The following is a 20,251-nucleotide window of genomic DNA, read 5'->3' on the forward strand; positions in this document are numbered from 1 at the left end:
ACTACACGCTCATGGTGCGGGAATCCTGCTCAGAGCGCCGAGGTGCACGACGATTCCCACCAGCGGTCCGCACATCAGCGCCACGACGGTGCGCGTCTCCAGCGCCACCGGCAGCAGCAGTAGAAGGGCCGACACCAGCGTTGCCCCGATCCAGCCCGCGGCGTACGCGCGGTGCAGCGCCGCCGCGACCGTCGCGGCGCCGGTGAGCGTGAGCAGGGCGATCGCGATGGCCGCCGCGGTGAACCAGGCAAGCAGGGCACCGCCGGCCTCGTACTCGGGTCCGAACGCGAACCGCAGCAGCCACGGCCCGGCCAGCCCCGCGATGAGGACCGCCACCACGCCGAGCCCCACCACCACCAGCGCGGGCATCACCAGGGCCCGCAGCCGCGCCGCGCGCTGGTCGACGAAGTGGGCGATCAGGTTGCCCTGCATCGCGGTCAGTGGCACCAGCAGCGGTGCGCGGGTCAGCGTCACCGCGAGGATCACGACGCCGCCTGCCGCGCCGAGGTCCTGCGACGTCGCCTTCAGCAGCACCGGGAAACCCATGATGAGGACGGCGCTGGCCCCCGCCGCCGCGATCGAGTGCGACGCGCCCCGCAGGAACGTCGCGGTGGTGCCTGGGGTGAGCAGTCGCGCGGCCGCACGCGTGGCAGGCGACGCCAACAGCAGCGCCAGCCAGGCGATCGACCCCGCCACGGTGGCCCACAAATAGCCCACCAAACCCCAGCCGATCAGGAAGGTGGCCGTCGCCACCGCCACCCGCATCGTCGCGTCGCCGACGATGAGTGCCCCGTACTCGCCCCAGCGGTCTACCCCGGCCAGCACGCCAAGCAGCGTCGCGTGCAGGCAGAACCCGGCGATCCCTGCGCTCAGGAGGGCGACGCTGAGCAGCCGCGACTCGACGAAGACGTGGCTCGACCACAAGGGCGAGGTGCCGACGACGACCGCCGCGGAGACCACCCCGACCAGAACGGCCACCCGAATCGGGTGGATCCGGGGGGCTTTGTCCGATGTCGCCGCCGGAGCGGCTCCGGCGTCCGATGTCGCCGCCGGAGCGGCTCCGTCAACCACGGGAACCTGCTGTGTCTGTCGCACTTCGCGGGTGGACTCCTGAAGCAGGCCGTTCGCTGCGCCTGCGAGAAGTCCGAACGCGCCCCAGAACACGGCGAACACCGAGAAGCCGGCAGGCTCGAGGTCACGCGCAGCGAGGTAGAGCACGGCATAGCCGAAGAGCGCACTGACCACCGTCGCCGCCCCGACCCTGGCGAAGCTGCCCCTGGTCACCGGTCCCTGTGAGGGGACGGTCGACGCGCCGTCGGTCACAGGTCGGGGACGTCCTTCGAATACAGCCAGGCCTGCCACAACGGCCGCAGTGACTCGTCCGAATAGTTGGCGGCCAGTCCGGTGAAGTCATCGGTGACGGCGGTGCCGTGGCGATGCCGGGTGGTCCAGTCGCGGAGCAGGTCGAAGAAGCCGTCGTCGCCGATGGTCCGGCGCAGCACGTGCAACGTCAGCGCACCCCGCTTGTAGACCCGATCGTCGAACATGTCGCGCGGACCGGGGTCGGACAGCAGCAGGTCTTGCCGCGAGCTGGCGAGCTTGCCGTGGTAGTACCTGGCCCAGTCATCGGCGCTGCGGCCACCCGAGTCCTCCGACCACAGCCATTCGGCGTAACAGGCGAAACCCTCGTGCAGCCAGATGTCGCGCCAGCGTCGCGCGGTCACCGAGTTGCCGAACCACTGGTGAGCGAGCTCGTGGGCGATCAGGCGCTCGGCAGTGCGCTCCCCGTCGCAGTGGTTGGCACCGAAGATCGAGATGCCTTGCGCCTCAAGGGGAATCTCCAAATCGTCGTCGGTCACGACGACGGTGTAGCCGGTCGAGAGCGGGTACGGTCCGAACAGCTTGACGAAGAGCTTCATCATCTGCGGTTGACGGCCGAAGTCGTACTCGAAGTCATGCTTCAACCGGTGCGGCAGAACGGCGTTCATCGGCACCGGTGTCTTCGTCAATCGGTGCGTCTCGTAGTCGCCGATCTGCAGGGTGATCAGATACGTCGACGTGGGTTCGGCCTGCTCGTAGGTCCAGGCGGTCATCGCCGCGCGCGTCCGCTTCGACACCAGCTCACCGTTGGCCACCGCGCGGTACGGGTTCTCGGTGCTGATCACGATCCGGTAGCTGGCCTTGCTGCTCGGGTGGTCGTCGCAGGGAAACCACGACGCCGCGCCGTTCGGTTGCCCGGCCACCAGCGCACCGTTGGTCAGCTCCTCGAAACCGACTTCGCCCCAAACGGTTCGGAGCGGCCGGGGCGTGCCTGCATAGCGCACGATGATCGACATCGCCGCTCCCGCAGGAAGTGCCGTCGACAACGTGACGCTCAGCTTGCCGTGTGAATGGTTGAACGACTGGGGCCTGTGCCCGTTGACCGAGACCTTGGACACCGTCAGGGCATCGGACAGGTCCAGGGTGAACGTCTTCAACGACGCCAGGGTGGCCGCGGTGATGGTGGCGGTGCCGGACAGCCGGTTGATGTTCACCTTGTACTCGAGGTCGAGTTCGTAGCGGGACACCCGGTAGCCGAAGTTGCCGTTGGCGGGAATGTAGGGGTCGATGACGGGAGGTGTTCGGTTGGTGGCCTTTTTGTGCGATCGCGTCACGCGGCAGAGACTCCAGCCGTCTTGGACGGCTTGTCGGACCGCTCGCTCCGCTTCTTGCGCAACGCATTCCACGGCGCGATCGGATTGCCCTGCCAGCGGCTCGACGCGGGCACCTCGTCCCCGCGCATGACCAACGACGCCGGCCCGACCGTGGCGCCCGCGCCGATTCGCGCGGCGGGCAACGCCACGCAGTGCGGGCCGAGCGTCGCGCCGTCCTCCAGCACCACCGTGTCCATACGCATGATCCGGTCGTGGAACAGATGGGTCTGCACCACGCAGCCCCGGTTGACGGTGGCGCCCCTGCCGAGGGTGACGAGGTCGGCCTCTGGCAGCCAATACGTTTCGCACCACACGCCGCGACCGATCTTGGCGCCGAGCGCCCGCAGCCACAGGTTCATCACCGGCGTACCGCTCGCGGCCCTGGCGAACCACGGCGCGGCGACCGTCTCGACGAACGTGTCGGATACCTCGTTGCGCCACACGAACGACGACCACAGGGGATGCTCGACGGCCCGAATGCGGCCGACCCACAGCCACTTCGCCACCACGGCGATGCCGCCTGCCACCGCGCCCGTGACGAGCAGCAGGACCCCGCCCGCCAATGCTGCCCACAGATAACCGAATTCGCCCGTCAGGAACTGCAGGGTGCCAAGCACCGCCACACCGATCGCGAACGTGACGATCAACGGCAACAGCCGGCACGTCTCGACCAGACCGCGCAAGATCTTCAACCGCAGCGACGGGTGGAAGGTGCGCAGCGCGTCGGCTGCCGTCGGCTGGCGGCGCAGCCTGATCGGCGGGCTGCCCAGCCACGACGATCCGGCCTTCGCCTTGTGCGGCGTCGCGCTCAGCACGGCCACCAGACCGTCGTCCGGCACGCGCCGACCCGGCTGGGTGATACCGGAGTTGCCGAGGAACGCGCGCTTGCCGATGGTGGCCGTGGCGACGTGGATCCAGCCGCCGCCGAGCTCGTAGGACGCCACCATGGTGTCGTCGGCGAGGAAGGCGCCGTCCTCGACGACGGTGAACTTCGGGGTCAGCAGAGCCGTCGAGATCTCGGTTCCGCGACCGATTTTCGCGCCGAGCAACCGCAGCCACGCCGGGGTGAGCAGGCTCGCGTAGATCGGGAACAGGTAGTTGCGGGCGGCGTCCATCAGGCGTTCGGTGGCCCACACCTGCCATCCGACCCGACTGCGCACCGGGTGATATCCCTCGTGCAGGCCGAGCGAAAGCACCCGCACGCCGATCACCGTCAGCAATGCGTAGACCACCACTGCCGTCAGCGTCGCCGCAGGCGTCCACAGCGCCGCGGGAACCAGCGCGTCGGACAGCGTTGCGGTGTGGCGCACCGCCCATCCCAGCACCGCGAGGCCAGCGGCCAGCGCCACCAACGGCAGGCTGCCGAGCAACACCGACGTCACGCCGAACATCGCCACCCACAGCGGGGCGCGGCGCGGCCGCTCGTCTGGCCACGGATGCCGGGCCTTGCCGGACTTCGCGGCGGGCGAGCCCTTCCAGTACTGGCCGGACTTCACCTTGCCGATTACGGCGGAACCCGGTGCCACGTCGGCGTTCTTGCCAATCACGGCGCCGGGTAGCAGCGTCGTCCGCGCGCCGACGGTGGCGTCGGTGCCGACCTCGATGCGGCCGACGTGGAACTGGTCGCCGTCGATCCAGTGCCCGGTCAGGTCGACCTCGGGCTCGATCGAACACCGGTGCCCGAGCGTCAGCATGCCGGTGACGGGGGGAGACGAGTGCAGGTCGACGCCCTTGCCGACCTTGTTGCCCAATGCCCTGGCGTAGTAGACCAGCCAGGGCGCGCCTGCCAGGTTCTCGGCGCCGCTGGCCTCGCCGAGTCGTTCGGCGAGCCAGATCCGCAGGTGCACGGGTCCGCCGCGACGATAGGTGCCGGGCTCGAGCCCGCCGAGCAGCATCCGCGCGGCGAGTACCGCGATGCCCATCCGCCCGACCGGCGTGACGAAGACGACGAAGCCCGCCGCGATCCACCACCAGTTCACTGGCACCGCCCACGGCAGCAGGGTCAACGCGGCGGCGACGTTGTTGAGAAGCGCCAGCCACACCACCCACTGCATCCCGGTCAGGGTGGCCAGCGGGAGCGAGAGAAGCACCTGCGCCAGCTCGGTGAGCCGCGAAACCGGTTTCACCGTTCGGGTTTCGACCCGAGGCGGCGGATCGAGCTCGTCGAGGTAACCGGCCAACGACCCGAGCCGAGGATGGTCGTACAGGTCGGCCACCGTCACCTGCGGATGCTTTGCGCGCAGTGCCGCGACCAATTGCGCCGCCGACAACGATCCGCCGCCGAGGGCGAAGAAGTCGGCCTCGGGCCCGTCGATCGGCGCGGCAAGGACGTCGCGCCACAGCCCGGCCAGCCAGCCCGTCGTGCCGCCGAGGTCGGGGCCGTCGGATCCGCTGGCGCCGTCGATCGGCCACGGCAGCGCGTTGCGATCGACCTTGCCCGACGTGCGGGTGGGCAGTTCGTCGACGAGGACGAGCCGCGGCACCAGGGCGGCGGGCAGCGCTTCGCTCAAGGCGGCACGTGCGGCCGCAACGTCGAACTCGGGATCGGCACTGGCGATGTAGCCGACCAGAAGCGGGGTGCCGCTTGCGGTGCGGCGAACGGCTGCGGCGCCGCCGCTGACGCCAGGCAGATTCACCAGCGCCGAGTCGACCTCGCCGAGCTCGATCCTGCGACCACCGACCTTGACCTGGTCGTCGGCGCGCCCCATGAAGTAGAGGCCGTCGGCTTCCAGGCGAACGAGGTCGCCGCTGCGGTAAGCACGTGCCCATTCCAGGGTCGGCATCGGCGCGTACTTCTCGGCGTCCTTCTCGGGATCCAGGTAGCGCGCAAGGCCGACGCCGCCGATCACCAGTTCGCCGACCTCACCCAGGGCGACCGGGTTGCCGTGCTTGTCGACGACGGCAAGGTCCCAGCCGGGCAACGGAAGGCCGATGCTCACCGGGCCCTTGCCGTCGAGCGGAGCCGCACAGGCCACGACCGTTGCCTCGGTGGGGCCGTAGGTGTTCCAGACCTCGCGTCCGTCCACGGCGAGCCGTTCACCGAGTTCGGGCGGGCACGCCTCGCCGCCGAAGATCAGCAGGCGCACCGCCTCGAGGGCCTCGGCGGGCCAGAGCGCCGCCAGCGTTGGCACCGTCGACACCGCGGTGATGTCGCGGGATACCAGCCACGGCCCCAGGTCCATTCCGCTGCGGACCAGCGAGCGGGGCGCGGGCACCAGGCACGCGCCGTTGCGCCAGGCCAGCCACATCTCCTCGCACGACGCGTCGAACGCGACCGACAGCCCGGCGAGGACCCGGTCATTGGGTCCAATCGGGTTGTCCTTCAAGAAGATCTGCGCCTCGGCGTCGACGAAGGCCGCGGCGTTGCGGTGGGTGACGGCGACTCCCTTGGGCGTACCGGTCGAACCCGACGTGAAGATGATCCATGCGTCGTCGCGGGCCAACGGCTTGCCTGCGCGCCATCCACGCGACGAGCCATGGCCGCGGACCAGGCCCTTCTCGGTGATGACGCCGACGACACCTGCCTCGCCGAACACCAGCGCGGCGCGTTCGTCCGGGTCGTCGGCGTCGACCGGCACGTAGGCCGCACCGGCGGCCAGCGTCGACAGGATCGCGACGTAGAGCGCGTAACTGCCCGACGGCATGCGGATTCCGATGCGGTCGCCGCGGCCGATCCCACGCGCGGCGAGCCATTCGACGCTCTCCTCGATGTCGAGGACCAGCTCGGCGTAGGTGAGCTGAACCTGGCCGTCGTCGATGGCAGGCGAGTCGGGATGACGTTCGGCGGTCTCGTACAGGATGTCGATCAGGGTCCGCGGCTCGGGAGCGGACGACGACAGCACGTACTGGGCGGGAATGCTGGGTCCAGAAGCGGCTGTCACGGTTACAAACTACTAAGCGCCGCGCTCCGCCCTGCCACGCCGCACGCGGATTGTGATGACAATTGCGATGGCGATGATGAGGGCACCGATCCCATACCACTTGTACCGTTCGAACGTCGCGTAGATGGTGACCATGTGCGCGCCGGTCAGGAAGCCCAATCCGGCCCACGTACCGACCCAGAGCACTGCGCCAAGGGCGTTGAATCCGAGGAACTTCAGCCAGTGCATCCCGACGATTCCGGCGATCAGACCGTTGACCTGTCGCAGGCCTTCGATGAACCGGGCGATGGTGACGATCTTGCCGCCGTGGGCATCGAAGTAGGCCTCGGCCTTGTCGAGCCGCGCCGGGGTGAGGAACACGAAGCGGCCCCATCGTTCGGCAAGTGGGCGCCCGCCGAGCCGGCCCACCGCGTAGCCGATGTTGTCTCCGATGATGGCGCCGAGCACCGCGACGAGGATCACCACGGCGATGTTCATGTGGCCTGCACCTGCGAAGATGGCCGCCGAGATCAGTAGGACCTCGCCGGGCACTGGCACCCCGAAGTCCTCCAGCAGGACGAATCCGCCGACCGCGAGGTAGCCGTAGTGCTCGAGGATCGGCTGGACGTCACCGAAGACGCCGGGCAGCTGGGTGTCGGTCATTCCGCAGAATTCTCGCTGATCGCAACCCTCGGCGGAACCGGCACCGGCGCCTACCCTGGCCGACGTGCGGCTATTCGTGGCAGACGAGACGGGCGGCGACCTCACCGAGTTGACGTCGGGTGGTGGGCCCGTGGTGCGGTTCACCGCGCCCGACCTGCAGCGCGCCCAGCGCAGTGCGGCACGTCTGCGCGCAGGCGGCGGTGACGTGGCGGTCATCCTCGACCTCGCCGTTGCGGTGCCTGGGGATTTCCGCGCGGTCGGCGACGACGGGACGGTCCGCTACGCGGGCACGGTCGACGGTCTGACCGGGCTGATCGCCGACATCGATTCGGCCGACGTCGCCGACGGCGTCGCGTTGATCCCGGCGGCCGGTCTGCCCCGCCAAGACCTGCGTCGGCTGGGGCACGACGTGCTCGGCAGGCTGGCCATGCGCGGGCGGGCCAGCGCCTGACTGGGTACACCCCCCGTCGCTTCGCTCGCCCCTACGCACACGCCCCGGGTCGCTTCGCTCGCCCCTACGCACACGCCCCGGGTCGCTTCGCTCGCCCCTACGCACACGCCCCGGGTCGCTTCGCTCGCCCCCAACTGATCCAACTACTGGATTAGTCGACGCCAAATCGGTCTTGGACATGAATCGGTTGGGGCCATAGCGTTGGTCGCGTGACCGCAACGATCGCCGACCCCACGCAACTGACCGGACAGATGATCATCGCCGGGGCGCTCGTCACCGGAACCGGTGAGGAGATCCGCGGATTCGACCCCGCCAAGGGCGCCGCCATCGAACCCGGCTACCGCTATGGCGACGCCAGTCACGTCGCCGCGGCGTGCGCGGCCGCTGCGGAGGCGTTCGGGGTCTACCGGGCGACCACGTCCGAACGGCGCGCGCAGTTCCTCGAGGGCATTGCGGACAACCTCGACGCCATCAAGGCTGCCCTCGTCGCGCGTGCCGTTACCGAGTCCGGCCTTCCCGAGGGCCGCATCGCAGGCGAAGTCGGACGTACCACTGGACAACTTCGCCTGTTCGCGGCCGTCGTGCGGGAGGGCAGCTGGACCGGCGCCCGCATCGACCCCGCCCTGCCCGACCGAACCCCGTTGCCGCGCCCGGACATCCGCCAGCGCGCCGTCGCACTGGGCCCGGTAGCCGTATTCGGCGCGAGCAACTTCCCGCTGGCCTTCTCGGTGGCAGGCGGCGACACCGCGTCGGCGTTGGCGGCAGGCTGCCCCGTGGTGGTCAAGGCGCACGACGCACATCCCGGCACCTCGGAGCTCGTCGCCCGCGCCATCACCGACGCCGTGGCCGCCGCGGGTCTGCCCAAGGGCACGTTCTCGCTGCTGTTCGGAACGGGGCCAGGGCTCGGCGCCGCACTGGTCACCGATCCGCGGATCAAGGCCGTCGGCTTCACCGGATCCCGTTCCGGCGGAACGGCTCTGGTCGCCGCGGCCGCCGCACGGCCCGAGCCGATCCCGGTCTACGCCGAGATGAGCTCGATCAACCCCGTGTTCCTGCTCGACGGCGCCCTTTCGGCCCGTGGTGCCGACCTCGGCCGCGCGTTCGTCGCCTCCCTGACCATGGGATCGGGCCAGTTCTGCACCAATCCCGGCCTGGTGATCGCCGTCGACGGCCCCGGCCTCGACGACTTCATCGCCTCGGCACGGGACGCGCTGACACAGGCCGCGGCCACCCCGATGCTCACGCCCACGATCGCCGCGAACTACGCCAACGGCGTGGATACGCTCAGCGCCAAGGCCGATCTCGTTGCCCGCGGCGCCGCCGCCGACAGCCCGACCGCCTGTCAGGCCGCCCTGTTCGCCACGGACGCCGCGAACTTCCAAGACTCCGAGGTGCTGCAGGCCGAGGTGTTCGGCGCCTCGAGCATGGTGGTCCGCTGTGCCGATGCTGCCGAGATGAGTTCGGTGGCAGCGGGTCTCGAGGGGCAGCTGACCGCGACCGTGCACGCCGACGAGTCCGATCACGACGAGGCCGCCAGATTGCTGCCGACGTTGGAGACCAAGGCAGGGCGAATCTTGTTCAACGGCTGGCCGACCGGCGTCGAGGTCGGCTACGCCATGGTGCACGGCGGACCGTACCCCGCGACGTCGGACTCCCGCACCACCTCGGTCGGCGCCCGCGCGATCGAACGATTCCTGCGACCGGTCTGCTATCAGGACGTGCCGAAGTCATTGCTGCCCAGCGTGATTGCCGACGGCAATCCGGACGGCCTCCTGCGGCGCATCGACGGCCGCCTCGTTCAAGACTGACCGAACCACCCAGCTAGGAGATTCCGACATGCTTGACGGCGTACTTTTCTTTCCCGTCACACCCTTCACCGAATCCGGTGAGGTCGATCTGCGAAAGCTCGCCGAGCACGTCGCCACGGGTGTCGATGCAGGCCCCGGCGGCGTCTTCATCGCCTGCGGCACAGGCGAATTCCACGCGCTGGAGACCGGCGAGTTCGCAGGCATCGTGCGCACCGCAGTCGAGGCGACCGCCGGACGGGTGCCGGTCTACGCCGGTGCAGGCGGATCCGTCGCCCAGGCCAAGCTCTTCGCAAGGGCGGCCGCCGAGGCCGGTGCCGACGGGCTGCTGTTGCTGCCGCCGTACCTGGTGCAGATGCCGCAGGACGGATTGGTCGCCTACACTCGCGAGGTAGCCGCGGCCACCGACCTGCCGCTGATCGTCTACAACCGCGGAAACGCCCGCTACAACGAGGCTTCCGCCGTCGAGGTCGCCCGTCTGCCCAACGTCGTCGGGTTCAAGGACGGCACCGGCGACGTCGACCTGGTGGCGCGCATCGTCCGCGCGGTCACCGACGCGCTGGCGCAGGACGGCAAGCCGTTCCAGTTCTTCAACGGCCTACCCACCGCGGAGGTTTCGCAACAGGCCTACCGCGCCATCGGCGTCACCCTGTACTCGTCGGCCACGTTCGCGTTCGCCCCCGAACTGGCGCTTGCGTTCTATCAGGCGCTGGAGCGCGGGGACGACGATCTCGTCGCCGCACTGCTGCGCGAGTTCTTCCACCCGCTGGTCCGGTTGCGGGACACCGTGCCCGGCTACGCGGTGTCCCTCATCAAGGCGGGCGTCACCATGGAAGGCCTCGACGCAGGCCCGGTGCGGGCGCCGCTGACCATGCCGTCGCCGGAGGCCCTCGCCGAGCTCGGCCGGATCATCGAGGCAGGCCGCGCCGTGATCGCCGACGAACTAGCCGCCGCGCGGTGATGAGCGCTTGCGCGAAGAACAGAGGACGCTGATGACTTCCGCCCGGATCGCCATCACGGGCGCCCGCATCACCCCGGTCGCCTTCGTCGACGCGCCGCTGCTCAATACCGTCGGCGTGCACGAGCCGTTCGCGCTGCGCGCGATCATCCAGCTCGATACCGACGCTGGGTTGGTCGGGTTGGGCGAGACGTACGCCGACTCCGCACACCTCGACCGCCTGCGGGCGGCCGCGGCGGCCATCGCCGGCCTGGACGTGTTCGCGCTCAATGCAATTCGCGCCGCCATCGCCGATCGGCTCGCCGGAGACTCCCGTGCCGTCGGCACGGCAGGCATGATCACCACGGCCAGCGCCGTCGACCAGGTGTTCTCGCCGTTCGAGGTGGCCTGCCTCGACGTACAGGGGCACGCCACCGGAAGGCCGGTGTCCGACCTGCTCGGCGGCAGGGTCCGTGACGCGGTGCCCTTCAGCGCCTACCTGTTCTACAAGTGGGCCGGGCATCCTGGGGCCGAGCCCGACGCGTGGGGGGAGGCGCTCGATCCGTCGGGCATCGTGGCACAGGCTGGCCGCCTGATCGACGAATACGGCTTCAGCGCAATCAAACTCAAGGGTGGGGTGTTCCCGCCCGAGGAGGAGATGAAGGCGATCGAGGCGCTGCACGAGGCGTTCCCCGAACACCCGCTGCGGTTGGACCCGAATGCCGCGTGGACCCCGCAGACGTCGGTCAAGGTAGCCGCCGGACTGGCTGGCGTCCTCGAGTACCTGGAGGACCCGACCCCCGGCCTTGACGGCATGGCCGAGGTGGCAAGGCAGTCACCGATGCCGCTCGCGACCAACATGTGCGTCGTCGCCTTCGACCATCTCGCGCCCGCGGTCGCGAAACAGTCGGTCGGCGTGGTGCTCTCGGATCACCACTACTGGGGCGGCCTGCAACGCTCACGGCTGCTCGCTGGCATCTGCGACACCTTCGGGCTCGGGTTGTCCATGCACTCCAACTCGCACCTTGGCATCAGCCTGGCCGCGATGGTGCACCTGGCAGCCGCCACACCGAATCTCACCTATGCCTGCGACACGCACTGGCCGTGGAAGACCGGGGACGTCGTCAAGCCAGGGGTACTGGAGTTTCGCGATGGCGCCGTCGCGGTGCCGAGCACGCCGGGACTGGGCATCGAGATCGACGAGGACGCGCTCGGCGCACTGCACGAGCAATACGTCCGGTGCGGGATCCGCGACCGCGATGACACCGGCTACATGCAGAGCGTCGTTCCGGGTTTTCGCGCAGTCAGCCCTCGCTGGTGACGACCACCGCCCTACACTGATTCACTACTGTCGCCGCCGGCGGCCATAGTGATGCTAGGAGTGCATAGGTGTTCTCTCTCGCGCGGCTGTCGTGCTTCATCGCCGTCGCGGAGGAACTGCACTTCGGCCGGGCCGCCGAACGTCTGCACATGACCCAGCCGCCGTTGAGCAGGCAGATCCAGCAGCTGGAGGCCGAACTCGGCGTCCAGCTGATCGACAGGACCACCCGGTCGGTGACGCTCACCCCGGCCGGGGTGGCGTTCCTGCCCGATGCGCGGCGGATCCTGCAACTTGCCGAGAGTGCGTCCTTGACGGTCAAGCGGGTGCCAGCGGGTGATCTCGGCACCGTCGTGGTGGGGTTCACCGCCGCGTCCGCGCACGCCGTCCTTCCCCGTCTGCTTGAGCGGACGCGCGAGCAGCTGCCCGACGTCAAACTCGAACTGCGCGAGATGGTTTCGGCCGTCCAGATCGAGGCGTTGATGAGCGGTGAGATCGATCTGGGGATGGCAAGGCCACCGTTGAAGCGGCCCGGCATCGTGTCGCGGCCGCTGCTGCACGAGCAACTCGTCGCCGCGCTGCCGACTGCTCACCCGCTGGTGGGGCAGACGCGGCAGCTGACCCTCAACGATCTCGATGGCCAAGACGTCGTGATGTACTCGCCCGTCCAGGCGCGGTACTTCAACGAACTGCTGATCAGCACCTTCACCATCGCTGGCGCCACGCCCCATTACGTCCAGTTCGTCACGCAGGTGCACACCATGCTGGTGCTGGTGCGCTCCGGTATCGGGATCGCGCTGGTGCCCGCCTCGGCGGCGACGCTGCATCCCGAAGGGGTGGTGTTCCGGTCGATCGGCGCGTTCCGCGAACGCCCGGTGGAACTCGACGCCGCGTGGCGCGGCGACAGCACCAACCCGGCACTATTGCGCGTGCTGCGCGACGTCCTGCCGCAACGGGAGTGGACCACCGATGTGCTGCTCGAAGACGTAGTGGGTTAGTCACGGTCCTCTCGGCCGCGATACTCCAGGAGCTTGAACTCGAACCATCGTGCCTCGCGGGCCTGCTCGATGCGTTCCAGTTCGAAGACCAGGCTGCCGTTGAAGACGGCGGGCAGCGTTGAAAGGCGTTCGCGGATCTCGGCCTCGGTCACCTTGCGCCCGACGCGCCAGACCCGGCCGTACTTGTAGTACGTGTCCACGGTCACTTCACCCAAGACGAGCAGCGTGCGCACGGTTTCCTCTAGGTCCTCGATGGTCAGGATGACCAGGTCGTACCTCTCGAACTGGTAGCCACGGTCATAGAGGGCCGGGTCGCGCTCCATGGGACTACACCTCATGATCCGGAGAGGTCGGCCGGTCTCCTTGTTGACGATGACGCCAGTGAAGAGTTGGCTTCGCTTGGCTATGCACGGGAAGAACCAGCCTTCATTGAGTTCACGGGCGGCGCCAAGGACAACGTCGTCGGACTCGAACGCGGCTTTTGCCAGCTCGCGGGCTCGCGCCTCATCGATCATGCCGCGGAATCCTAGCTCTCGGATGGGAGCCGCGGGCCTAGCTCACATGCGCTACGCCAGCCAATGCCAATCCTGGTCGCCGAGTTCTGCGCGAGGGCTGCGCAATTCGGGCGCGCACGACCCGCGTGCAGATGTCGGTGAGCTAAACGCGGACGGTCGGCTCCACAACCGGCGTCACCAGGCGCCCGCTGCGCAGGAACTCGTCGAGATTGCGCAGGGTCAATTGCTCCATCGCCGCGCGCGTCTGAACGGTCCCGCTGCCGACGTGCGGCAGCAGCACCACGTTGTCCAGCGACAGCAGAGCCTCGGGCACGTTCGGTTCGTCGGCGAACACGTCAAGGCCCGCTCCTGCCAGCCGGCCGACCGTCAGTGCCTCGACCAACGCGTCCTCGTCGACCACGCTGCCGCGCGCGATGTTGACCAGATAGCCGTCGGCACCGAGCGCGTCGAGCACCTCTCGGCCGACCAGCTGCCGTGACCCCGAACCGCCGGCCGCGGCCACGATCAACACGTCGACGTTCCTGGCCAACTCCGCAGGCGAGGAAACGTACTCATACGGCGAATCGTCGACGACATGCCGATTGTGGTATGAGATGGAGCAGCCGAATGCGCTGAGCCGCTTGGCTATTGCCGTGCCGATCCGGCCGAGTCCGATGATCCCCACCCGGCTCTGGCTCACCTGGCGAGTCAGCGGGTAGTTGCTAGTTGCCGTCCAGCGGCCTGCGCGCACGTAGCGGTCCGCCGCCGAGAACTGCCTCAACGTGTCGATCATCAGACCGACCGCGGTATCGGCAACGCAGTCGGTCAGGACGTCGGGGGTGTTGCTCACTCCGATCCCGCGCTCCGCTGCGGAGTCGACGTCGGTGGTGTCGTAGCCGACGCCGAAGTTCACCACGGCACCAAGACGCGGCAGCGCCCTCATCAGATCGGCGTCGACACCGCTGCGCCCCGACGTCACCACGGCGGTGATGTCGGCCCCGTGTAGGGCCAGGAACTCCTCGCGCGCTGCGGACTCGTCGGGCAGCGCGTACGCGGCGTAACTGTCGGCAAGCGTTCGTGTCAACGACGGTTTCAGCGGTCCGACCTGCAACACGGTCCGGACGTCGGGGGAGTGATGCTCGGTGCTCATGATGGTCACCACGCTACGGCGACCTGCGGATACCCGTCCAACCCCGAAATAGCATCAACTCATGCCCAAGCTGCATGGCTTGTCGATTCCCGGTGCCAGCACGGTATCGACGCGAGTGACCGGGCCGTGAATGTCCTGTTCAGCGCCGTTTCGGAGCGGATTCGGCGATGTCAGGTCACCCTAATTTCGCCCCCCTACAGGCGGTTCAGCTGGGGTTGACGCTGTTCGAACACGCTCCTTACGGTGTGGCTGCGATCACACGGTGCATCCACATACGTGGACGTCACATCAAGCAGCTCCCGGGAGAACTTCATGAGCCCCGCCCCACGCATCACGACACGACGTCGAGCACTGGCCGTCGCGATCGCGGGCATCACCGTGGCTGCCACCGGTTGCACCGTCGCCAACTCCGGCCACGGCGGGTACGACCCGAACACGCTGCGAATCGTCCTGTCCCAGGAACCGCCGACGCTCGAGCCCTGCGAGAGTTCACTGACCTCGACGGGCATCGTGGTGCGCTCCAACATCACCGAACCGCTGATCGAACGCGAGCCCGATACCGGCGAGCTGCAACCGCTGCTCTCCACCGGGTGGCGCCAGACCTCGCCGACCGAATGGACCTTCGACATCCGCAAGGGCGTCACCTTCTCCGACGGATCACCCTTCACCGCCACCGACGCGGCGTTCGCCATCGACCGTGCGGTGAACTCCGAACTGCAGTGCAACGTGGACGGTTACGTGTTCGGCGACGAGAAGCTCAAGCTGTCCGCGCCGAACGATACCACGCTGATCGTCGGTACCGAGTCGCCCGATCCGATTCTGCCACTGCGCATCTCGTTCGTCGAGATCGTTCCGCGGACCACCAGCACCATCGAGAAGGTGCGCGAGCCCATCGGTACCGGTCCGTACGCCATCGCCGACTGGGAGTACGGCCAGAAGCTCATCCTGGCCCGCAACGACCGGTACTGGGGCACCAAGCCCGCCTTCGCCCGTGCCGAGTACCAGTGGCGCAGCGAGGGCAGCGTCCGCGCCGCGATGATCACCAACGACGAGACCGACATCGCGGTCGGCCTGGGCCCTGAGGATGGAGCCGGCGCCTTGGGCGTCCCGTTCCAGAACAACGAGACCACCGCGCTGCGGATGCAGGCGACCGAAGCACCCCTCAACGACATCCGGGTGCGCCAGGCCATCAACTATTCGGTCAACCGCACCGGCATCGTCAAGGCGCTGTTCCGCGGCCTCGGTGAGCCTGCCTCTCAACTGATCCCCAAGGGCGTCGTCGGATACAACGACCAACTGGCGCTGTGGCCGCACGACACCGAGAAGGCCAAGCAGCTCGTCGCAGAGGCGAAGGCCGCAGGCGTTCCGGTGGACCGGCAGATCCGCCTGATCGGTCGCACCGCGCAGTTCCCGAAGATCAGCGAGACCATCGAGGTGCTGCAGAGCGAGTTCACCGAGATCGGCCTCAACGTCAAGATCGAGATGATGGACACCGCCGGCCAATTGCAGTACCAACTGCGGCCCTTCCCGGAGAACGCCGGGCCGTACGTGCTGATGATCATGCACGGCAACCAGGCCGGTGACGCGGCGTTCACCATGGACCAGTACATGCTCAGCAACGGCCCGCAGAGTGCTTATGGCACAGCGGACTTCGATCGCCAGATCCGTGCCGCGGAAGCCCTGACCGGCCAGGCCCGCCAAGACGCGTTCGCCAAACTGTTCGCCGAGGAGCCGCAGCAGATCACGCAGATGGCCTACATCGCCCACATGAAGGGCATCCTCGGCAAGTCGCCCCGCGTCGAGTACACGCCCAACTCCGCCACCGGTGATGAGATGCGGCTGTCCGAGATGACCGTCGCCCAGACCGCCCGCACCGACCAGTCCTGAGACCAGGAGACACCCAGCACATGTTCCCGTTCGTCCGGCGCCGGATGTACACCAGCGCACTGCCATTGGTCATCGTGCTACTCGGCGTGTTCCTTCTCGCCCGCCTCACCGGTGACCCGACCAACCTCTACCTTCCCGAATCGGCCACCGAGGCACAGCGCGCGGCGTTCGCGGAGAAGAACGGCTTCGACCAGCCGATCCTCACCCAGCTGATCGACTACTTCAAGGGAGTGCTGCACTTCGACTTCGGCACGTCGCTGCGCACGGGGGAGTCGGCGTCGGACATGGCCCTGCGCGCCTTTCCCGCCACCCTGCAGCTCGCCGTCACCACGATGATCCTCGCGATCGTCGGCGCCGTGATCATCGGCTGTTGGGCCGCCTACCGGCCCAACTCACTGGCCGACCGGTTCTCCAGCCTGCTGTCCATGACGGCCGCCAGCATCCCCGACTTCTGGTTCGCCATCACCGGCGTGTGGCTCTTTGCCGTGCTGCTCGGCGTCCTTCCGACCTCGGGCACCGACGGCGCGCTGTCCTGGATCCTGCCCATCGCCACCCTGATGATCCGGCCCCTCGGCGTGCTCACCCAGGTAGTCCGCGGAGCCATGGTGTCGTCGCTCTCCGCGCCCTACGTCCGGTTGGCACGAAGTAAGGGGGCCAGCGACTTTCGCGTCGTCTCCCACCATGCCCTTCGCAACGCGGCCGCGCCTGCCCTGACCGTCGCGGGCGATCTCGCCGTCGGCCTGATCAACGGCGCGGTGGTGGTCGAGGCGATCTTCGGCTGGCCCGGCATCGGCAAGCTGATGATCGATGCCATCCTGCAGCGTGACTTCGCCGTGCTACAGGCCGCCGTGCTGCTCACCGCGGTCAGCATCTTCGTCCTGAACATCGCCATCGACGCCTGCTACGCCCTGCTCGACGCCCGCGTGCGGGAACCGGCCAAGGTCTGAGAAGGACTGGAGGACAACGCACATGAGCACTCAAATCGAGATGGTGCCGGTCAAGCCGACCACCGCCATCGTCGGCGAACCCGACGCGGGCCGCCGCCCCGGCCGCTCGGTCTGGTTCCGGATGCTGGTGAACGATCGCGTCGCCGCCGCCGCGGCCGCGGTCCTCGGGCTGGTGTTCCTGACCGCGATCTTCGGCCCGATGCTGGTTGGCGACATGGCCACCCACATCGACCTGGACAACTCCAACCAGGCGCCGTTCACCCTTGCGCACGGCTGGGCCAACGTGCTCGGCACCGACCCGTTGGGCCGCAGCATGCTCGGCAGGCTCATCGTGGCCTGCCGCACCACCTTGTCGGTCGCCGTTCCCGCGGTGGTGATCTCCGCGGTCGTCGGGTCGGTGATCGGCATGTGGGCAGGCTTCTACCGCGGGTGGCGTGAGACCGTCGCGATGCGCGTCGCCGACGTGATCATGAGCTTCCCCTCGCTCCTGCTGGCCGTCGTCGTGCTGTACGTGTTCTCGCCGAGCGCGGCGAACATCGTTGCAGTCCTTGCCATCACCCGCATCCCGGTTTACCTGCGCACCGCCCGGGCCGAATCGGCCGAGCTGTCCAGCCGGGTGTTCGTCGACGCCGCACGCACGTTCGGCGCCAGCGGACGGTCCATCATCACCAGGCACGTCCTGCCCATCGTGTTGCCGACGCTGCTCACGGTCGCCACCCTGGACTTCTGCTACGTCATGCTCGCGGAGAGCTCCTTGAGCTTCCTCGGCATCGGCATCCAGCCGCCCGACGTGAGTTGGGGCCTGATGGTTTCGCAGGGCCGCTCCTACCTGCACACCGCCTGGTGGCTGTCGTTCTTCCCCGGCCTGGCCATCGTCATCACCACCGTCTCGGCCACCATCCTCGCCGCATGGGCGCGCATCGCAGGAGACCCCGCGCAACGCTGGCGGCTCACCGTTCCGCAGAAACGCCTGTCCCGCTTCACCAAGACCGGAAAGGCCCTCTAGATGACCGCCGTCGCAGAGTTGCCGCCCGCGGCCCAGCACTCCGATGCCGACCCCGCGCTGCGCGTCGAGGGGCTCACCGTCGACATCCGCACCATCACGGGCACCGTGCGCGCCGTCGACAAGGTGTCCTTCGCCGCCCATCGCGGTGAGACCCTGGCACTGCTCGGCGAGTCGGGCTGCGGAAAGTCCATGACCGCAACGGCGTTGGTGGGGCTACTGGAACCCGTCGCCGAGGTAGTCGAAGGCACGGCCAGGCTCGCGGACGTCGACATCCTGGCCGTTGACCGCAAGACCCGCCGCAAGCTGGCGGGCCCCGAACTGGCCATCGTCTTCCAGGACGCACTCACCGCGCTCAACCCGCTCTACACCGTCGGCACCCAGCTGGCCGAGCCGTTCCGGATCCACCACGGGATGAAGGCGAAAGAAGCCAAGCGCAAGGCCGTCGAACTGATGGCGCGGGTGGGGATTCCGCAACCGCAGGACCGGATGAAGTCCTATCCGCACCAGTTCTCGGGAGGCATGCGCCAGCGGCTGCTCATCGCGATGGCCGTCGCGCTGAACCCACGGGTGCTGATCGCCGACGAGCCGACCACCGCACTGGACGTCACGGTGCAGGCGCAGATCATGGCGCTGCTGAAGAGCCTGCGCACCGAGTTCGACATGGCCGTCGTGCTGATCACGCACGACCTGGCGCTGGTCGCCGAGGAGGCCGACCGCGTCGCGGTGATGTACGCAGGCACCGTCGTCGAAACCGGCTCTGTCGCCGAGGTATTCGCCGCTCCGTTGCACCCCTACACCAAGGGTCTGCTCGACTCGGTACCGGTGAACGCCGTGCGCGGCGCGGAACTGACGTCGATCGGCGGGTCGCCGCCGGACCTGCACTCGATCCCGGACGGGTGCGTGTACCAGGCGCGCTGCCCGCTGGCCCGCGAGATCTGCCGCACCACGCGGCCTGCGCTGCAAACCGTCGGCGCACGGCGGAAGTCCGCATGTCACTTCCCCGAGGAGGTCAAGAATGTCTGATCAAACGGCGCCTGACCAACTGCTCGCGGTCCGCGACCTGTGCAAGACGTTCCGGGTGCCCGGCGCACGTAGGGGCAAGGCCGACTTGCGGGCGCTCGACGGCATCAACCTGGACCTGGCCCGCGGCGAAACCCTTGGCCTGGTCGGCGAATCCGGCTGCGGCAAGTCCACCCTGGCCCGCACCCTGCTGATGCTCGAACGCCCGGACTCCGGCACCGTCAGCTTCGACGGCACCGACCCGTTCAGCCTGCGGGGCAAGGAACTGCTGAAGTTCCGGCGCCGTGTGCAGATGGTCTTCCAGGACCCCTACGCCTCGTTGAACTCCCGGATGACGGCAGGCGACATCATCGCCGAGCCGTGGCGCACCCACCGGACACTGCACCGGGCGAAGCACGAACGCGATACGCGGGTGCGGGGACTGCTGGACCTCGTCGGGCTCGGCGCGAAGGCCATGAACAAGTACCCGCAGGAGTTCTCCGGCGGACAGCGTCAACGCATCGGCATCGCACGGGCGCTCGCGCTGAACCCCGACGTCATCATCTGCGACGAACCCGTGTCGGCTCTCGACCTTTCGGTACAGGCGCAGGTGCTCAACCTGCTCAACGATCTGCAGCAGCAACTGCAAATCTCCTATGTCTTCATCTCCCACGACCTGTCCGTGGTCCGCCACGTCGCAGACCGGGTGGCAGTCATGTACCTGGGTCGCATCATCGAAACCGGAACAACCGAAGCCGTTTTCGACCGCCCGAATCATCCGTACACCGCGGCGCTGATGTCGGCGGCACCCAAGCTGGACGCTGCGCAACGCGGCGAGCGCATACTGCTCAAGGGTGAGGTGCCCTCGCCGCTGAACCCGCCGTCGGGCTGCCGGTTCCGGACCAGATGCCCGCGGGCCGCCGATGTCTGCGCCAACGAAAGGCCACCCGTCGCACTCGATCTGCAGGTCGCCGATCACACCGCAGAGTGCCACCACCCGTTGCTCGCCGAGCAGTCGGCCCTGTCCCGCAGCGCGTGAGCGC

16 protein-coding genes are annotated in these 20,251 nt (G+C 68.3%); 10 read left to right on the forward strand and 6 right to left on the reverse strand.

Annotation, left to right across the window (positions count from 1 at the left end; genetic code table 11):
- Positions 1–9 precede the first annotated feature (9 nt).
- Genes HNP02_RS25145 through HNP02_RS25160 form a run of 4 tightly spaced genes read right to left on the reverse strand, consistent with a single transcriptional unit; the run spans position 10 to position 7,216 of the window.
- A complete protein-coding gene (locus HNP02_RS25145) occupies positions 10–1,323 on the reverse strand; it encodes a hypothetical protein (RefSeq protein WP_184443197.1) in 1,314 nt (437 codons plus the stop codon).
- Positions 1,320–2,654: a M1 family metallopeptidase gene (locus tag HNP02_RS25150; protein WP_184443198.1), complete on the reverse strand. Its 1,335-nt coding sequence runs from the start codon at positions 2,652–2,654 to the stop codon at positions 1,320–1,322. Before HNP02_RS25150 ends, HNP02_RS25145 begins: the two co-directional genes overlap by 4 nt.
- Complete coding sequence (locus HNP02_RS25155; protein WP_184443199.1) at positions 2,651–6,574, reverse strand: Pls/PosA family non-ribosomal peptide synthetase; 3,924 nt, start codon at positions 6,572–6,574, stop codon at positions 2,651–2,653. Before HNP02_RS25155 ends, HNP02_RS25150 begins: the two co-directional genes overlap by 4 nt.
- Before the next feature lie 12 nt (positions 6,575–6,586).
- Positions 6,587–7,216, reverse strand: a complete 630-nt coding sequence (locus tag HNP02_RS25160) for a DedA family protein (protein WP_184443200.1) — start codon at positions 7,214–7,216, stop codon at positions 6,587–6,589.
- A 55-nt stretch (positions 7,217–7,271) separates the two neighbouring features.
- Between HNP02_RS25160 and HNP02_RS25165 the strand changes: the two genes are divergently transcribed.
- From HNP02_RS25165 to HNP02_RS25185, 5 genes are all read left to right on the forward strand, one after another.
- On the forward strand, positions 7,272–7,667 hold the full coding sequence (locus HNP02_RS25165; protein WP_184443493.1) for a hypothetical protein: 396 nt from the start codon (positions 7,272–7,274) through the stop codon (positions 7,665–7,667).
- A gap of 251 nt (positions 7,668–7,918) precedes the next feature.
- Positions 7,919–9,475, forward strand: a complete 1,557-nt coding sequence (locus tag HNP02_RS25170) for an aldehyde dehydrogenase (NADP(+)) (RefSeq protein ID WP_221318019.1) — start codon at positions 7,919–7,921, stop codon at positions 9,473–9,475.
- A 28-nt stretch (positions 9,476–9,503) separates the two neighbouring features.
- Positions 9,504–10,433, forward strand: coding sequence for a 5-dehydro-4-deoxyglucarate dehydratase (locus HNP02_RS25175; protein WP_184443202.1), 930 nt, complete (start codon positions 9,504–9,506; stop codon positions 10,431–10,433).
- A 31-nt stretch (positions 10,434–10,464) separates the two neighbouring features.
- Positions 10,465–11,730: a glucarate dehydratase family protein gene (locus HNP02_RS25180; protein ID WP_184443204.1), complete on the forward strand. Its 1,266-nt coding sequence runs from the start codon at positions 10,465–10,467 to the stop codon at positions 11,728–11,730.
- A 68-nt stretch (positions 11,731–11,798) separates the two neighbouring features.
- The gene (locus tag HNP02_RS25185; RefSeq protein ID WP_184443206.1) at positions 11,799–12,725 is read left to right on the forward strand and encodes a LysR substrate-binding domain-containing protein; all 927 of its coding nucleotides are present in this window, start codon (positions 11,799–11,801) and stop codon (positions 12,723–12,725) included.
- Here HNP02_RS25185 and HNP02_RS25190 read toward each other — a convergent pair.
- Both HNP02_RS25190 and HNP02_RS25195 read right to left on the reverse strand, forming a co-directional pair.
- Entirely contained in the window at positions 12,722–13,240 is a 519-nt protein-coding gene (locus HNP02_RS25190; protein ID WP_184443208.1) for a hypothetical protein, read from the reverse strand. The two genes, HNP02_RS25185 and HNP02_RS25190, sit on opposite strands and share 4 nt — an antisense overlap.
- A 142-nt stretch (positions 13,241–13,382) precedes the next feature.
- Positions 13,383–14,369: a 2-hydroxyacid dehydrogenase gene (locus HNP02_RS25195; protein ID WP_184443210.1), complete on the reverse strand. Its 987-nt coding sequence runs from the start codon at positions 14,367–14,369 to the stop codon at positions 13,383–13,385.
- A gap of 312 nt (positions 14,370–14,681) precedes the next feature.
- Between HNP02_RS25195 and HNP02_RS25200 the strand changes: the two genes are divergently transcribed.
- From HNP02_RS25200 to HNP02_RS25220, 5 genes are read left to right on the forward strand one after another with little or no spacing between them, the layout of a single operon-like run.
- Positions 14,682–16,256 carry an ABC transporter substrate-binding protein gene (locus HNP02_RS25200; protein WP_184443212.1) on the forward strand — a complete coding sequence of 525 codons (1,575 nt, stop codon included), beginning with the start codon at positions 14,682–14,684 and terminating at the stop codon, positions 16,254–16,256.
- Positions 16,257–16,276: 20 nt separating this feature from the next.
- Positions 16,277–17,203 carry an ABC transporter permease gene (locus tag HNP02_RS25205; protein ID WP_184443214.1) on the forward strand — a complete coding sequence of 309 codons (927 nt, stop codon included), beginning with the start codon at positions 16,277–16,279 and terminating at the stop codon, positions 17,201–17,203.
- A 22-nt stretch (positions 17,204–17,225) separates the two neighbouring features.
- On the forward strand, positions 17,226–18,209 hold the full coding sequence (locus HNP02_RS25210) for an ABC transporter permease (RefSeq protein WP_184443215.1): 984 nt from the start codon (positions 17,226–17,228) through the stop codon (positions 18,207–18,209).
- Positions 18,210–19,232, forward strand: a complete 1,023-nt coding sequence (locus HNP02_RS25215; protein WP_184443217.1) for an ABC transporter ATP-binding protein — start codon at positions 18,210–18,212, stop codon at positions 19,230–19,232.
- A complete protein-coding gene (locus tag HNP02_RS25220) occupies positions 19,225–20,247 on the forward strand; it encodes an ABC transporter ATP-binding protein (RefSeq protein ID WP_184443219.1) in 1,023 nt (340 codons plus the stop codon). The genes HNP02_RS25215 and HNP02_RS25220 overlap by 8 nt, the downstream gene beginning before the upstream one ends.
- The last annotated feature ends 4 nt before the right edge of the window (positions 20,248–20,251 follow it).

The sequence above is a fragment of the Mycobacterium sp. AZCC_0083 genome, assembly GCF_014202335.1.
Lineage (GTDB): Bacteria > Actinomycetota > Actinomycetes > Mycobacteriales > Mycobacteriaceae > Mycobacterium.

Coding starts and splice junctions, on each gene's coding strand:
- HNP02_RS25180 (WP_184443204.1), top strand. CDS start 10,465: ATGACTTCCGCCCGGATCGCCATCACGGGCGCCCGCATCACCCCGGTC.
- HNP02_RS25215 (WP_184443217.1), top strand. CDS start 18,210: ATGACCGCCGTCGCAGAGTTGCCGCCCGCGGCCCAGCACTCCGATGCC.
- HNP02_RS25200 (WP_184443212.1), top strand. CDS start 14,682: ATGAGCCCCGCCCCACGCATCACGACACGACGTCGAGCACTGGCCGTC.
- HNP02_RS25220 (WP_184443219.1), top strand. CDS start 19,225: ATGTCTGATCAAACGGCGCCTGACCAACTGCTCGCGGTCCGCGACCTG.
- HNP02_RS25210 (WP_184443215.1), top strand. CDS start 17,226: ATGAGCACTCAAATCGAGATGGTGCCGGTCAAGCCGACCACCGCCATC.
- HNP02_RS25170 (WP_221318019.1), top strand. CDS start 7,919: ATGATCATCGCCGGGGCGCTCGTCACCGGAACCGGTGAGGAGATCCGC.
- HNP02_RS25195 (WP_184443210.1), bottom strand. CDS start 14,369: ATGAGCACCGAGCATCACTCCCCCGACGTCCGGACCGTGTTGCAGGTC.
- HNP02_RS25205 (WP_184443214.1), top strand. CDS start 16,277: ATGTTCCCGTTCGTCCGGCGCCGGATGTACACCAGCGCACTGCCATTG.
- HNP02_RS25175 (WP_184443202.1), top strand. CDS start 9,504: ATGCTTGACGGCGTACTTTTCTTTCCCGTCACACCCTTCACCGAATCC.
- HNP02_RS25190 (WP_184443208.1), bottom strand. CDS start 13,240: ATGATCGATGAGGCGCGAGCCCGCGAGCTGGCAAAAGCCGCGTTCGAG.
- HNP02_RS25160 (WP_184443200.1), bottom strand. CDS start 7,216: ATGACCGACACCCAGCTGCCCGGCGTCTTCGGTGACGTCCAGCCGATC.